The sequence below is a fragment of the Stutzerimonas kunmingensis genome, from assembly GCF_032106285.1.
Classification (GTDB): Bacteria; Pseudomonadota; Gammaproteobacteria; order Pseudomonadales; family Pseudomonadaceae; genus Stutzerimonas; species Stutzerimonas kunmingensis_B.
The window spans coordinates 26,491-41,702 of the sequence record NZ_DAMCPO010000002.1 but is presented as its reverse complement, the minus strand read 5'-3'; the positions used below and the strand labels follow the sequence as shown (position 1 = coordinate 41,702).

General features: G+C 65.8%; 13 protein-coding genes. All 13 read right to left on the bottom strand.

Annotated features, from left to right (window positions below):
• Window positions 1–26: 26 nt before the first annotated feature.
• The 13 genes from mdcH to RT582_RS01850 all read right to left on the bottom strand — a co-directional run bounded on the left by mdcH (window position 27) and on the right by RT582_RS01850 (window position 15,063).
• Window positions 27–953, bottom strand: coding sequence for a malonate decarboxylase subunit epsilon (gene mdcH / locus RT582_RS01910; protein ID WP_313476337.1), 927 nt, complete (start codon window positions 951–953; stop codon window positions 27–29).
• The gene (locus RT582_RS01905; protein WP_313476335.1) at window positions 950–1,567 is read right to left on the bottom strand and encodes a malonate decarboxylase holo-ACP synthase; all 618 of its coding nucleotides are present in this window, start codon (window positions 1,565–1,567) and stop codon (window positions 950–952) included. Before RT582_RS01905 ends, mdcH begins: the two co-directional genes overlap by 4 nt.
• A gap of 72 nt (window positions 1,568–1,639) precedes the next feature.
• On the bottom strand, window positions 1,640–2,425 hold the full coding sequence (gene mdcE, locus RT582_RS01900) for a biotin-independent malonate decarboxylase subunit gamma (protein WP_313476333.1): 786 nt from the start codon (window positions 2,423–2,425) through the stop codon (window positions 1,640–1,642).
• On the bottom strand, window positions 2,422–3,288 hold the full coding sequence (locus RT582_RS01895; protein WP_090520677.1) for a biotin-independent malonate decarboxylase subunit beta: 867 nt from the start codon (window positions 3,286–3,288) through the stop codon (window positions 2,422–2,424). Before RT582_RS01895 ends, mdcE begins: the two co-directional genes overlap by 4 nt.
• Window positions 3,281–3,580 carry a malonate decarboxylase subunit delta gene (locus RT582_RS01890; RefSeq protein ID WP_045423103.1) on the bottom strand — a complete coding sequence of 100 codons (300 nt, stop codon included), beginning with the start codon at window positions 3,578–3,580 and terminating at the stop codon, window positions 3,281–3,283. The genes RT582_RS01895 and RT582_RS01890 overlap by 8 nt, the downstream gene beginning before the upstream one ends.
• Window positions 3,581–3,582: 2 nt before the next feature.
• Complete coding sequence (locus tag RT582_RS01885; RefSeq protein WP_090520675.1) at window positions 3,583–4,461, bottom strand: triphosphoribosyl-dephospho-CoA synthase; 879 nt, start codon at window positions 4,459–4,461, stop codon at window positions 3,583–3,585.
• A complete protein-coding gene (gene mdcA, locus RT582_RS01880; RefSeq protein ID WP_042925790.1) occupies window positions 4,461–6,128 on the bottom strand; it encodes a malonate decarboxylase subunit alpha in 1,668 nt (555 codons plus the stop codon). The genes RT582_RS01885 and mdcA overlap by 1 nt, the downstream gene beginning before the upstream one ends.
• Window positions 6,129–6,242: 114 nt before the next feature.
• On the bottom strand, window positions 6,243–7,790 hold the full coding sequence (locus RT582_RS01875) for a methyl-accepting chemotaxis protein (RefSeq protein ID WP_090520673.1): 1,548 nt from the start codon (window positions 7,788–7,790) through the stop codon (window positions 6,243–6,245).
• Between the two features lie 113 nt (window positions 7,791–7,903).
• The gene (locus tag RT582_RS01870) at window positions 7,904–9,223 is read right to left on the bottom strand and encodes a DUF1329 domain-containing protein (RefSeq protein ID WP_042925793.1); all 1,320 of its coding nucleotides are present in this window, start codon (window positions 9,221–9,223) and stop codon (window positions 7,904–7,906) included.
• An 18-nt stretch (window positions 9,224–9,241) separates the two neighbouring features.
• The gene (locus RT582_RS01865) at window positions 9,242–11,128 is read right to left on the bottom strand and encodes a DUF1302 family protein (RefSeq protein WP_312966579.1); all 1,887 of its coding nucleotides are present in this window, start codon (window positions 11,126–11,128) and stop codon (window positions 9,242–9,244) included.
• Between the two features lie 42 nt (window positions 11,129–11,170).
• The gene (locus RT582_RS01860; protein ID WP_208607451.1) at window positions 11,171–13,627 is read right to left on the bottom strand and encodes an efflux RND transporter permease subunit; all 2,457 of its coding nucleotides are present in this window, start codon (window positions 13,625–13,627) and stop codon (window positions 11,171–11,173) included.
• Window positions 13,628–13,638: 11 nt separating this feature from the next.
• A complete protein-coding gene (locus tag RT582_RS01855) occupies window positions 13,639–14,655 on the bottom strand; it encodes a YCF48-related protein (RefSeq protein ID WP_313476327.1) in 1,017 nt (338 codons plus the stop codon).
• 120 nt (window positions 14,656–14,775) lie between these two features.
• A complete protein-coding gene (locus RT582_RS01850; protein ID WP_042925798.1) occupies window positions 14,776–15,063 on the bottom strand; it encodes a hypothetical protein in 288 nt (95 codons plus the stop codon).
• Window positions 15,064–15,212: the final 149 nt, after the last annotated feature.

Genomic DNA, 15,212 nt, shown 5'->3' with positions numbered 1-15,212 from the left:
TTGCTCGCGCTGAATGTGCACGCGGTCTATCGGCTCTGGCTGCCCTCCTGACGCAGCAAGGCGTCCAGTGTGTCGAGCCGGGCGCCGTCGAATGCGGCCAGCGTACCCTGTTCGAAAACCCGTCGTGCCAGGCCGGTCAGTACCGAGCCCGGGGGCAGTTCGATATGCAGACGCACGCCGCGTTCGTAGGCGGTGCGCAGGGTGCCGTGCCAGTCGACGACGCGGCACATGTTGAAGGCCAGGTCGTCGCGCAGACGCTCGATATCGAATATCGGGCGTGCGGACGAGCTGCTCAGATAGCGAACTTGCGGAGCGCGCAGGCTGACGTCGGCGAAGGCTTCGGCCAGCTCACGCGCCGGCTGCTCGAGCAGCGCGCAATGCGAGGGCACGCTCATCGCCAGGCGCCGCGCACAGGAGGCGCCGAGAGCCTTGGCGCGGGCGGCGACTGCGGCCATGGCGGCATCGCTGCCGGCGATGACGAGCTGGTTGTCGGCGTTGATATTGGCCAGGTAGGCAGGTTCCTCGGCTTCGGCCAGCAGGCCTTCAACTGCAGTCAGTGACAGGCCGAGGATGGCCGTCATGCCGTAGCCGTGCGGGTAGGCCCGCTGCATCAGCTCGCCACGCAGCGCAACCAGCCGCACCGCATCGCGATAGTCCAGCGCCCCGGCGACCACCGCCGCGGCATAGGCACCGATGGACAGCCCGGCGACATAGTCCGGCCGCTGGCCATCGCGCATCAGCAGCCGCGCTCCGGCGACACCGGCGATCAGCAGGCAGAGCTGCACGGCACGGGTCGATTGCAACGCATCGGCCGAATCGAGCAGCAGCGCATCCTCACCCAGCACCGCACTGGCTTGCGTCAGGCATTCGTGCACTTCGGGCTCCTGCGGCAGGCGCTGGAGCATGCCGGGTTTCTGCGCGCCCTGGCCGGGAAAGGCGAACAGGCTGCTCATGCCGCACGCTCCGCTTGCCAGGGATCGCCGACCAGCCGGGGGCCGTCCGCGGTCTTGACCATCACCCGCGCGGCGCCACCGGTCCATTCCCTGAGCGCCACACCGCCCAGCGGGGTTTCCAGCTGCAGATCGACGCGGCAGGCGCGGCCTTCCAGCAGCTGCAACAGCGGGCGCGCTTCGCTGCGTGGCAGCGGGCGCTCTGCTCTGAGCAGCAGATCGAGATCGCTGTCCGGGTGCGCCGTCGGCAGCCCGGTGGCGAGTTGAAAACCGGCCGATCCGGTGACGCCCCAGGCGTGGCCCAGCGCATCGAGCAAGGGGCGTAGCTCGGCCAGCACGCGGAACACCGGCAGATCCTCACTGGCCTGTCGAGCGAGCAGATCTTCCGGCGCCAGCCGATGACCGATCGCCTCGATCGGCATCAGCGCGGCCAGGCGTTGATCACGCGTCGCCCCCCGCAACCCGACCGCAACCAGGCCGGCGGCCACACGCGCACGCCGCACGACCACCGGCTGGCCAGCGGCGAGCACAGCGACCGCCCAGGCGGGCGCATCGCCCGGCAGCTGCTCGGGACGCATGCCCCAGAGCAGGTCGTGGGGGCGTGGAGTGTCGTGCATCTACAGCCTCCTCGTGATTGTTGTTGTCGAGTCGCTGATCGGTTCGGCGGATACGCCCGCTTCAGGTGTTCGCTACCACTGCGCGCGCAACAGCTCGCGCACACGCGACGACGCTTCGCGATTCGGCGCGCCGAGGCGGCCGCGCAGGTCGGTGCTGCCGCCGATGTCCGCGACGGCCTTGTCCAGGCAGTCGCGCACCCGCTGCAGGTCGGCCGCCGAAGGCTGCTCGATGCTGTCCACCGAAAGGGTTTCCCAGAGCAGGCCGAGGGTCGCGTAGTTATCGATGTCGTAGGCCATCGGCGGCACCGATTCGGCCAGGGCTTCCAGCTCCTCGACGCTGCGCAGGGTGATGCGCGCCGCGGCGGCCTTGCCCATGGCATGCACCATCACGCCCGGATCGCGCAGGGCGATGATCCTCTGGGCCTGATAACCGTGGGCGAGAAAGGCACCGGACATGGCCTTGCCCACCAGCAACGCGATCACCGGGTGCCCGGCCAGCCGTGCGCGGGCATAGCCGTCCACCGCACCGGCCAGCGCCTGGTGAATGCCCAGCGCCTCCTCGCGGCGGCCATAGGCCTGGCTCGGCACGTCGACCACGGCGATTACCACACGCTTTTCCGCCTTGTCGCGATCGGCGGCGATCACCTCGTCCAGCGCCTGGCCCAGCGCCCAGCCTTCGAGCAGGCCGACCTCGCCATTGCGCGCGCGCGGGAATGGATTCTCGGCGTCCGGCACCACGGCGATATAGCGGGCGGCACGCTCACCGAGGGTGCCATCGACCACCTTTACCGAGGCCGGGTAGCCGGCCAGTGCCTGACCGCCGGCCAGGGCTTGCAACCAGTTCAGTCCACGGCTCATTGGGCATCTCCTTCGTAGAGGGCACGCACGGCGGCAGCATCGAGCTGCGTGCGGGTATCGACGTCAGCAAGCCGCTGGAGGAACCAGGCGTGGCGGCGGCTGCGCGGCTGCACCGGCTTGCCGAGTGCGAACAGCTCGTGCAGCTGCGCGCGGATGGCGTCGGTGTCGTCGGCGACATAGGCGTCCACCAGACCCGAGGCGTAGCGCTGCTCGCCACCGGTCAGGCTCCAGATGAACGGGCGGTCGCGCGAGTCGTACTCGTCGAGCCCGGCTTCCTGCTCGATCACCTGCGGACCATTGAGGCCGACGCGGGCCTCGCGGGTGACGACCAGATAGCTGCACAGCCCGGCGGCGATGGACATGCCGCCGAAGCAGCCGACGGAACCGGCGACCACGCCGATCACCGGCTGGTAGTCGCGCAGCTCGACGATGGCAGCCTGGATCTCGGCGATGGCGGCCAGGCCCAGGTTAGCTTCCTGCAGGCGCACGCCACCGGTTTCCAGCAAGAGCACGGCGCGGGTCGGGATGCCGTTGCGGTTGTCTTCGGCAGCCAGTTCCAGCGCGCCGGCAATCTTCGCGCCGCCGACCTCGCCCATGCTGCCGCCCTGGAAGGCGCCTTCGATGGCGGCAATCACCGCCGGCTGGCCGTCGATGGTGCCCTTGGCGACCACCACGCCGTCGTCGGCCTGGGTGACGATGCCCTGCTTCGGCAGCCAGGGCGAGGTGACGCGATCGAACGGATCGAGCAATTCGCGGAAGCTACCTTCGTCCAGCAGTGCGCGGGCACGCTGGCGGGCGCCGAGTTCGACGAAGCTGCGCGACTCAAGTAAACGGGCCACGGTGTTAGCGGACACATCAGTCATGGCCGACCTCCTCCAGTCCCTGCTCCAGGCGCAGACGCACTACGCCGGGCGTGGCCCCAAAATCGTGAATGTCGATGTTCAGTGCCGGCAGGTTCTGCTCGCGGAACATCCGCTCGAACAGCTGCTGCCAGCGCTGCTCGGCGCCATTGACCGAGGTGACCACCTGGATCGCCAGCTTGCCGGCCTGGCCGGGTTCGAGCAGCACTTCCAGATCGCCCGAGCCGACCACGCCGACCAGGGCCTTGCCGCGGGCAGGTTGCCCGGCGGGGAATTCGAAAGACAGGGTTTCCATGTTCAGTTGCTCCCAGTCGGCGCCGGCGCGGCGGGCGCCAGGCGGTCGAGGAATAAGGTGGCGGCGAGCAGGTCGGCGGCGCCGCCTGGCGAGGCACGCAGTGACAACATCTCGCCTTCCAGTGCGCGCAGCTGGCGGCGCCCGGCGAGGCTTGCGCAACCGCCGGCAGCCAGCACGGCACGAGCGCCCTGCTGCATGCGGGTCAGGCCATCGAGGCCCGCGCGGTGCAGCACGCAGGTGTCGCTGAGCTCGGTCATGATCGCCAGCAGCGCATCGAGCCGGGCGTTCTGCTCGCCTATCCCGGCACGTCGGCTGACCAGCAGCTGCGGCAGGCCCTGATCGATGACGGCAGGAAAGCCATGCTGCGCCTGCTCCCTCGCACCGAGCACACCATAGGCACGGCAGACTCGCGCGCCGTGGCTGTCGGAAGTGACCGGTACGGCCGGGTCGCTCAAACGGGCCAGTCTCGCGGCCGTTGCCGCAACGCATCGGGCGTCAGGCGCGTCGGCCTCCAGCGCCGCCGCCGCACTGAGCAGCCCCAGCGCCCAGATCGCCCCTCGATGGGTATTTACGCCACCCGTCACGCGGAGCATGTCGGCTTCGCCGTCGCGGCCGAGCTGGCCGAGGGTTTCGCGCAAGGGCTGGCCAAATTCGCCAATCTGCTGCGCCGCTTCGGCCATCGCCTTGAACGCCGGCCACAGCGCATGGGCCGAGGCGTGCATCAGACCCAGATGCAGATCGCTGTGCGCGCCACTACCGCGCCGGTCGACCAGCCCCGGCTTGGGCGACAGGTCGGCCTCGTCGATCAGCGCCTGCACCGCCGTATCCGCCAACCGCTCGGCCAGTGATGGCTGCGCCTGTCTTGCAATGAGTGCGCTCATCACCAGCTCCTGAACTTGGCGGGCGGGTTGTAGAGGCCGCCGGACCAGTCGACCAGCTCGGCGATGCTCTTGGCCGCGAGCAGCTCGCGGGTCGCGTCGTTGCGACGGATGCCGAGGTCTTCCGGCAGCGCGATCAGCCCTTCGCGGCGCATGCGCTCGGTGTCCTTCGGGTTGTGCCGCAGGCCGATGCTGGTGACGCCGGCCACCGCGGCGATCATCGCCTGGCGCTCTTCCAGCGAGCGTGCCTTGTACAGGTAGGCGATGCCTTCCTCGGTAAGCAGATGGGTGACGTCATCGCCATAGATCATGATCGGCGCCAGCGGCATGCCGCTTTTCTTCGCCACCTCGACCGCGTCGAGCTGTTCGACAAAGGTGGGTTTGCCGCCTTCCTGGAAGGTCTCGACCATCTGCACCACGAGCTTCTTGCCGCGCTCGAGCATGGTCACCGGGGCTTCGCCGCCGGGCATGGCCATGTCCAGCCAGGCCGGAGTCGGGTGGCGGCGACCGCGCGGGTCGTGGCCCATGTTCGGCGCACCGCCGAAACCGGCCAGGCGGCCGCGGGTCACGGTGGAGGAATGGCCGTCGCCATCGACCTGCAGGGTGGCGCCGATGAACAGGTCCACCGCGTACTGCCCGGCCAGCTGGCACATCATGCGATTGGAGCGCATCGAGCCGTCGCGCCCGGTGAAGAACACGTCCGGGCGCTGGGCGATGTAGTTCTCCATGCCCAGCTCGGTGCCGAAGCAATGCACGCTCTCGACCCAGCCAGTCTCGATCGCCGGGATCAGCGTCGGGTGCGGGTTGAGCGTCCAGTTGCGGCAGATCTTGCCTTTCAGGCCGAGGGATTCGCCGTAGGTCGGCAGGATCAGCTCGATGGCGGCGGTATTGAAGCCGATGCCATGGTTGAGCGACTGCACGTTGTGTTTTTCGTAGATACCGCGAATCGCCATCATCGCCATCAGCACGTGCACCGGCTTGATGTGGCGCGGGTCGCGGGTGAACAGCGGCTCGATATAGAACGGCTTGTCGGCGACCACGACGAAGTCGACCCAGCTGGCCGGGATGTCCACGCGCGGCAGCTCGTCGACGATCTCGTTGACCTGGAAGATCACGATGCCATCGCTGAACGCGGTGGGCTCGACCAGCGCCGGGGTGTCTTCCGTGCTGGGACCGGTGTAGATGTTGCCGTGGCGGTCGGCCTGGAAGCCGGCGACCAGCGCGACATTGGGGATCAGGTCCACCAACAGACGCGAATAGAGCTCGATGTAGGTGTGGATGGCGCCGACTTCCAGCAGGCCGTCCTCGAGCAGCTGGCTGATGCGCAGGCTCTGCGGGCCGGCGAAGGAAAAGTCGAGCTTGCGCGCGATCTGCCGCTCGAACAGATCCAGGTGCTCGGCGCGGCTGACGCTCGGCATGATCATGTGCAGGTCGTGCAGCTTGCCGGGGTCGGCCTTGGCCAGGGAGCGGGAGAGGAAGTCCGCCTGCTTCTGGTTGTTGCCCTCGAGCACCACCCGGTCGCCAGGGGCGATCAGCAGTTCCAGGGCCTCGACGATCCGCTCGCTGGGCAGTACCACGCCATCGGCGAGGCTCTGCACCTGATCGAGACGACGGGCTTTTTCAGCGCGACGACGCGACCACTGCGGCGGTGGGGAGATTGTTGTTGTCATGGCGACTCCACAGGTTTTCCGCTTTGTGGAGCGCACAGTAGGGAGGTGACCGAGGGGTCATCAATCAAGCTCGGAGACCTATCGTTACGTTGATCGTAACGATAGGTGCGGCGATCAGCCCATCTTTGCCAGCAGGGCGCGCTGGCGACCCGCCTGGCGACTGACTTCGTCGGCCACCTCGAAGCTTTCGTGCTGCAGCTGCAGGCTGTGCCGGGCCAGTTCCTGCAGCGCGCAGAGCTTCTGGTTGATCTCCTCGGCGGCGGCGCTCTGCTGGGTGCCCGCCTCGGCAATCTGCCCGCCGGCCTCGGCGATCTCGCCCACCAGGCCGGTGATCTCGGCCAGCGCCTGCGCGGTGGCGGCGACCTGCTCGACGCTGGCGCGCGACTGCTGCAGGCCCTGCTGCATGCTGCCGACCACCTGCCCGGTGCCCTGGCGCAGCGCTTCGATCATCTGCTGGATCTCGTCGGTGGAGGCCTGGGTGCGCTGCGCCAGCGAACGCACCTCGTCGGCCACCACGGCGAAGCCGCGGCCGTTGTCGCCGGCCCGCGCCGCCTCGATGGCGGCATTCAGCGCCAGCAGGTTGGTCTGCTCGGCGATGCTGCGGATCACTTCGAGGATGCCGCCGATGGCCTGGCTGTGGCGGCTCAGCACGGCCACCGCCTCGGCGGACTGGTCGAGGGTGCCGGCCAGGCTGCCGATGCGCTGCCCGGCCACCTCGACCCGCTGCTGGCCCTGGCTGCCAAGCGCCAGCGCCTGGCGGGTCAGCGCCGCGGCGCTGGCGGTGTTGCCGGCCACCTCGCGGATGGTGGCGCTGAGTTCCTCGACCGCGGCGCTGATGGCATCCAGCGCCTGTTGCTGCTGTTCGGCCGCGCGATTGCCGGTGCCGAGCAGTTCGCGGGTGCGCTCGGCGAGGCCGGCGACCCGGCCGCTGCTGTCGCCGACCCGCGCCAGCATCGAGGCCAGTTGCGCTTCGAGCAGGCGGTTGCCCAGTTGCAGCTGGCCGATCTCGTCGATCCGCCCGGTGTAGATCAGCTGCTTGATCGGGTGCTCGACCCGCTGGCGGCTCTGCGCCACCAGTTGCGCGAAGGGGCGCGCGTGCAGGCCGAGCAGCAGCGCGCAGGCGGCGATACCGCCGAGCAGCAGCGCCAGCCCGAGCGCCGGCGCCTGGCTCGAGGCGAGCACGCCGAGCGGCGTGAAGGCCAGGCTGGCGAGCAGGACCTGCTGGCGGCTGCGGTCCAGCCAGCGCCAGCGCAACGCCGTCGGGTGGCGGCCCTGGCTGCGCAGGCGGTAGATGGCTTCGGCGCGCGCGATGGCCGCGGCGTCCGGCAGGCGGTAGATCGCCTGGTATTCGCTGACCACGCCGTCATCGAGCACCGGGCTGATGAAGGCATCGACCCAGAACTCGCGACCATCGGCGCGACGGTTCTTCATCATGCCCATCCAGCTCTGGCCGCGGCCGAGGGTGGCCCAAAGGTCCTTGATCGGCCCGCCGGGCATGTCCGGATGGCGCAGCAGCGAAGCCGGCCTGCCCTCGAGGGTGGCCTCGGGATGGCCCAGCTGGCGGCACAGCGCCGGGCTGGCGTAGAGGATGTTGGCCTGGCTGTCGGTCAGCAGTACCAGCTGTTCGCCGGGCGCGTGGGCACCGTTGCGGTCGTTGTGCATGGCTTTTTCCTGAACCAAGTTCCTGAATCAAGGGCGGCCCGCCGGCGAGTGAACGTCGGTGGGCCGGGGAGAATGGGAAGCGGCCGCCCGGCAGGACGCCGGACGGCGAAGGCTCAGTTACCGGTGGCGCGCATGTGCTGCACGCTGAACATCTCCGGCGGGCTCAGCTTGGCGTCGACCACGCCCTTGAACTGCCCGGAGGTGCAGTGCATGGCCTGCACGTCGATCATGCTGAAGCTGTCGTCGATCGACACCCCGCTACCTTTGTTGACCGGCAAATGGTGGTCCGGATGGGCCTGGCCGATGGTGAAGGTCTTCCACAGACTGCCCTTGCGGTCGTAGGAGATGGTGCGCGGCACGGTGAAGGTTTGTGCGTCCATATAATGCACACGCTTGGCCAACGGGTGGCCGGCGTCCACCGGTGCGGCTTCCACTTCATAGACCTTGCGCAGTTGCCAGGTGATGTTGGGGAAGCAGCCGCCCTGGCCGCCGAACGCCACCACCTGGTAGCCCTCGCTGTCCTTGTGGGTTTCGCTGTCCAGGCTCAGGTCGTTGTGGTTGTAGAACGGCATCAGCATGAAACGGGTGCCCTTGTAGGTCCACTTCATGTCGGAGATGCGCCCGTTGTAGCCTTCGAAGTCCTCGATCATCAGGTCCGAGCCGAGGAAGGCGTCGGTCACCTGGCCGGTGGCCAGACGCCGCACGCGGCGCTGGAAGCCGAGGTACAGCCAGGAATTGTCGCGCTTCAAGTCATCCTGGGCGCGGTGGATCAACAGCTGGGTGTTACGCACGTCGTGCGGCTCCAGCACGTTCACGTAGATACCGCGGAACAGATCCGACGGGTTCGGCGTGATCGCCGGCATCGGGTCCTGGTTCACCCGGCCGGTGAAATTCAGGAAGTGGAAGTTGAACTTGATGGTCCGCTCCACCTTGCCCGAGTTCATGTCGCGGAATTTCCAATAGAACGGCTGGATCGCCGCACTGTCGCCCCAGTTGTAGCCGTACTTATAGTTCCAGGCGAGCTTTTCGCCGGCACGCGGATCGTTGACGTCCGGCTCCTGGGGAAACGGCCGGCCGGCGACCCAGCCCTTGATCTCGCCCGGCTTGGCGCCGAGTTGGATCTTGTCCATGCCTTGGCGGGTAGCCTCGACGTAGTTGGGGTGCAGATCGAAGGAGGTGGTTTCGCCAACCTTCAGCTCGGCCCAGCCCTTCTCGATGAAGCCATAGAAGGCCGGATCGAGGATGTCCTTGAACTGGGCAACATTGCCCTGGTTGATGGTCATGCCGGCGCTCAGCCCGGCAAAGCTCGGCTTGTCCTTGGCATAGGGCCGGAAGGACTGCTCGATCACGGTTTCGTCAGCGGCCTGGGCGCAGGCTGCGGCAGCAGCCAGCGTCAGCATGGCCAGGCGCAAAGTGTTCTTGTTGTTTTTCATGAGGCTCTTTCCTTGTGATCAGAAGCTGTAGCGCAGGGTGAGTTGCAGTTCGTCTTCCTTCTGGGCCATGCCTATGGGGCCGGCGCGGAAGCGCCCAAGTGGCTCATAGCCGCCAAGGCCAAGTGTATAGCCCTCCGGCTGGCCGGCGCTGGTGAAGGGATCCCATGGGTTGCAGCTGCGGCAATCGTCGTACTCGCGCGCGCCGCGGCCGACCTTGACGTTGGCACCGGCAATGATTCGCAGGTTGTCGTTGAACAGGTACTCGACGCTCGGAGCGATGGCGGTGGCGCGGGCCTTGAAGTCATGGGCGGCGAGCAGTTGCGGGCTGAGGCGGTCGTTCATCCACCAACCCTTGAGCAGCAAGGTGGCGATCCAGTTCTGCTCCCAGTCCGGCATGCCAGCTTTACCCCATGCCCGCTTCTCCTCTTGGTGCTCCTGGATGTGCTGGCCGAACAGCTGGCCGGAGATAAGGAACGCACGGCCTGGGTTGAGGAAGGGAATGAAGACGTTTTTGTCCGCGCCGATCACGTAGCGGGTCACGTCGGATTCGGAGAACAGCCGCGACTGCAGGGTGTTGGCGAACTCCTCGCCTGAGGTGTGCGCCACTTCGAAGCGGAACACAGTGTCGATGGCCTGCGAGTAGTAGTCCAGCGAGCCGCCGATCAGGTTGACCCGTGGGAAGTGGATATCGAAGGCAATCAGGCTTGGCCACGGCGCCACTTCGCCGGTGAAACCATTCTGCCCAGACACGCCACGCAGGGATGGCAGCTGCGAGCGGTAGGTCAACGCATTGAGGCTGAAGCCAAGGTCACCGTAGACACCTTCCAGCTTGATTCCGAACTGGGTGTTGGACAGGCTCCAGGAGGGCATATGTGCCTTGCGGATGCCGATCTGTCCGGGACCGAAGTCGGTGGCAAAACCACCAGCCGGGCTGGCACCAGCGAAGCTGGCCACGGTGCCACCGTTCTCCCAGAGGTTGTTCATGCCGCGGAAGAAACAGCCCGCATCGAGGATCGAGTTGGGCGTACCGCACTGGCCAAGGTTGTGCGGACGGAACTTGTCGAAATTCCACACGAACGACAGGTTGAGGTCGTCGAACACCTCGCCGGCGCCCATGCGCCAATCAGCCTTGGCGATCCACATCGGGATGCGAATGTCCTCCAGCTCGTCGTAGATGTTGTTGCGCGAGTAGTCTACCGGGTTGATCACGTCGAGCACGCGGAACAGGTCGGTGCGGCCCCAGATCACCTGCTGCTTGCCGACCCGCCAGCTGACCATGTCGCCGTTGGGCAGGCCGTGGTCGAAGTCCATGTACAGCTCGCGGATGAAGTCCAGCCGCTCGTTGAACTCGGGGAAGCGCAGGTCGTTGCTGTCGGCGTCCAGGTAGTCGTCGATGCAGCCGCGGCTGTCCTTGTCGCAGGGCCGTACCGGCACGCCGAAGGCGACCCCGCCACGGGTCTTGTGCAGCCTCTCGCCGAGCACCAGCATGCCTTCGTTGGGGTTGTTGGCCGGATCGAAGGTATACGGCAGCTGCAGTCCGCCACCGTGGGGCACGCTGTTGCCCGCCGCGCTGTTTTCCAGGGTAATGGCACCGCCCGCACCACTGCCGTATTCGCTGGAATTGAGGTCGTAGACCCCGTCGTAGCTGCCGCGGAAGGTGCCATGAAACTTGATGTTGCGAAATGCTCCGCGGTCATCCAGGGCACGGTCGGCGTTGAGCTGCAGCGTGTTGCGGAATTTCGACAGGCCGGCCGAGTCACGCACGTGGGTGGCGTTCTCATAGAAGCCGGTATAGCGGGTTTCCTCCTCGGCCAGCGCGCTGGCCAGCGGCATCAGGGCCACGCCGGTACCGCCGAGCATGGCGAATCCCAGGTTGCGCAGGTTTGTTTTTTTTGTTGTCTGCATGGCAGTTCCTCTTGCGATCATGGTTGAAGCCGCGCACCCGGTTCAAGCCGGATGCGTAGCCCCCTCTAGCAACCCACCCTCGACCCGTTGGGCCGGGGACAGGGATTCGGTGGGCAGGTCGTGGCCGGCATGGATGATGCCGTCTTCGTCCGCATAGGCATCGGTGATGAAGCGAGGCTTGAATACCAGCACCCAGGCGGGCACCAGCAGCATCGAGGTGAAGCCATTGAGGACGATCATCACGCACAGCAACAGCGCGGCGTCGGCCTGGAAGCGCAGGTCGGAAAGCAACACCCACATGATGATGCCGGCCATCAAAGTGATCGCCGTGAAGCTCACGGCCATGCCGGTGGTGGCGATGGCACGGTGCACGGCGCTGGCGAGACTGCCGCTCTTGACCATCTCCTCGCGTATGCGGTCCATCATGTATATCGAGTAGTCGATGCCTACACCGATACCGACAGCGATCACCGGCACCGTGTTGATGTCGATGCTCATCCCCGCCAGGCCCATGTAGGCATAGGTCAGCACGGTGGCGAAGAGCATCGCCATCAGCATCATCAGCCCGGCGTGCCAGCTGGTGTAGAAGACCATGACGAAGGCGAAGATCAGCAGGAACACCAGCGGAAGCACCAGCAGGTTGGTGTCGAAGGCCGACTCGTTCATCGCCGCGGCCACACCCAGGGTGCCGCCGGCCAGGCGGATGGACAGGCCGGGAACTTCCTCGCCGTGCTCGGCGATCCACTGTTTGGCCATATGGATGGCGCGGCGGATGGTCTCGCCCTGGCGATCCTTGTAGTAGAACACCAGGTTGGCGATGCGGTCGTCGGTGTCGTTGAACTCGTTGAGCGCGCCGGGAATCGGGCTGGAGGCCATGTAGGTGAACATCAAACCACCCACGTAATCGGCATCGTGGGGAATCTGGAACCAGCGCGGATCGTCGTTGTGCATCAGCCGGTTGACCTGCTTGACCAGGTCCGGCAACCCCTTGCTGCCGCCCACCGAGGGATCGCCGAGCATGTGCGCCTGCAGCGACTGCAGTGCCTTGAGTACCTCGGGACGCTTGATGCCGCCGGCTTCCGCATGCTCGGCGATGATGTACAGCTCTTCGGAACCGGGGAAGCGCTCGTTGATCTCCTTGGATGAGACGTTGTAATCATGCTCCGGATAGAGAATCGGCGAACCCGGCTCGGAGTCACCAATGGTCACCTTCGAGGAGGCCCAGAGTCCGGCGAGGATTGCCAGCGCGGCGATGATCAGCAGCTTGCCGGCCGCACCGGGACGCGCGACGGTCGCGGCGCAGGTTCCTCCGACATGCCGCAGGAAGGTTTCCTTGATTTCGGGATTCTTTGGCGTTGGCAGGATGGACAGCAGCAGTGGCACGCCGATCAGCACGGAGAAAATCACCGTTGTCGCCCACAGCGAGGCATAGATACCAAGCTTGGTGTTCAATGCGATGGATCCGATGGCGATCAGCGCCAGCCCGATGGCGTCCGAAGCAATGCCCAGGGTGCCCGGGCGGAACAGACTGTCGAAGGTCGCCCGCGCCGCCAACTGGCCATCGCCGAGTACACGCACTTCCGCATAGTAGCGCTCGACCAGTTGCACGCCATGGCTCATGGCTCGCGCCGCGATCAGGAAGGGGATCACCAGCCCCAGCGGATCGAGGTTGTAGCCCAGCAGGCTGATGATGCCCAGGCCCCAGACGGTCGAAATCATCACGCCGCCGAGTGGGATCAGCACGCCGTAGGCCTTGCGGAAATGGAACACCAGCAGCGCCAGCATCGCCAGCACGGTGAACAGGAAAATCTGCAGGATCTGGTCCATGTAGGTGTAGGCCCAACCCACCAGCACCGGTTGCCCGGTCGCGTAGAGGGTCACACCCTCGCGCGTCTCGGCCTGGCGCAACGCCTGCAACTGGGCGAACGTCTGCTCGTAGTCGAGCTGGCCTTCGATCAACTGCGCCTTGACCAGAGCCACCTTGAGGTCCGGTGAAACCAGAGGGCCGTAGACCCGCGGATTAGCCACCACGTCGGCCTTCATTGCGCTCAGTTGGGCCTCGTCCAGCGGGCCGAATTCGGCCTGGTAGTAAGGCTCGGAATTGATGCTGCCAACCTCGGTCAACCAGATCTTGCGCGAGTTGCGGTGGGTCAGGCTGCTGACCAGGTTGTGGTTGACCCCCGGCAGGCTGTCCACCGCCTGGGTGACACGATCGATGGTGGCCAGGTTTTCGTTGCTGAACAGATCGCCCTCGGTGAACTCGACGCCAATCACCAGTACGTTGGCGCCGCCGAAGGTGTCCTTGATGCTGTTGTGCAACTGAATATAGGGATGTTCCTGAGGCAGCAGGTCGGCGAAGTCGGTATAAATCTTCAGCGCCGGAATGCGCATCGCGAACAGCAGCGTCAGGGCAGCGATGATCATTAACACGCTACGCGGATGGCGAAACAGCCAGACCTTGACCAGATAGAAGACATGCGTGAAGTGATGCAGGGACATGGGCATTGGCCTCACTGTTCTTGGACGGCGGTCAGGGACGGACGGGTATCCAGGCTCAGCAGCAGCCCCTTACCCCCCGCGACGGTCAGACGGTGGTCGGCCGTCATCGTGGCGGCACGCAGATAAACCGGCTCGCTGGGTGTCGCCATGGCCTGCCAGCGATTGCCGACCAGGCGCAGTACGCTGCTGTGATCGCCGATGGCGAACAGACCATCGGCGTTGGCGCTGAAGGAGAAAATCGGGGCACTGACCGGAGCCTCCTGGCGCTCCCATGTCTGCCCACCATCGGCGGTGTGGTAGATGAAACCGTTGAGGCCGCCGACCCAGCCTTCGCTGAGGCTGCGGAAATGGCTGGCATGGGGATAGAACTCGTCCGGCAGGCTGCCGGCCGGATCCCAGTTCTGGCCACCGTCGGTGCTGGTGAAAACCAGCCCGAACTCGCCAGTCACCACGGCCTCCTTCTGGTTTAGGAACTGCAGAGTCGTCAGCATCGCGTCTTCGTCAAGGCTGCTCTGCGCCCAGGTCGCACCTTGGTCGCGGCTGCTCAACAGCGTGCTGTAGCTGCCGGCTACCCACCAGGCGCCATCGGGCGCACAGGCAGTGGTAAGCATCTGCTCCTCGGTCTGCAGGGCATGTTCACGCCAGCTCTGGCCGCGGTCCGCGCTGTGCCACAGTCGGTTGTCGAAGCTCAGGGCAATGAAGCTGCCGTCGGAGCAGGCATCGAGAGCGATCAGGCTGGGATGTCCGGGCAGCTGCTGGCGCTGCCAGTTGCGGCCTTGATCCTGGCTGACCAAGATCACGCCATCGTTACCGACCAGCACGCTGGTCCCGGCGTCGCTGGCGACCGCCTGGTAATAATCGGTGCGCAGGCTGGCCTGGGAGGTTGTTGCGGTAACCCCCGCCAGGTTCAGATCGGCCTCACAGCCAGCCAGCAGAACGGGCAACAGCAGGGCAACGGTGGAACGAGGCACGCGAGTCAAGGCTTTCGCGCAGGTCAGGCCCTTGCGCGGGTTGGAGATGAAGCTCATTACGGATCACCACTCGATTGTTATTGTCTTGCAGCGGTTGATGACCCTGGAGCAACGCCTGTGCCAGTCCTCGATATCCGGCCGGAGCTTGAGCTTAACCCAATGATTTAGTTGAAATTTTTATATGAGTACGTGCACCCCGTGGCCGTCCAGCAGCCATGCTTCTTCGAAGCGGGGGTTCAGCAAATAGTCAAAACCGGCGAGGGGTTGCTCATTTGGTGAAATGCCGTTTGCGGTAAGGCATCCTGCAACGCGAACGTGGCCGAACGGCGCCCTCCTCAACAACGGCATGGCAGTGCCGATCAGCACCATTTCCGTAGCTGGCAGCGAGTCATCCGCCGGTTCGGATCGATCCAGAGCGGCACCTGTGGTGTCCGTCCGAGGCAACGCCAAGGGCGAGATGTCCATGGCAAGCGCTACTGAACGACGAGCAACGGAAGCTAAGATCTTGCTGCACGGCAATGCGTACAAGCGCAGGAAACATTTCGAAGGCCGCAGCCCCTTTTCGCCAGAACTCACCTACCCTCCGCCCCCCCCCAGAGCTGAAGGGAAGCACC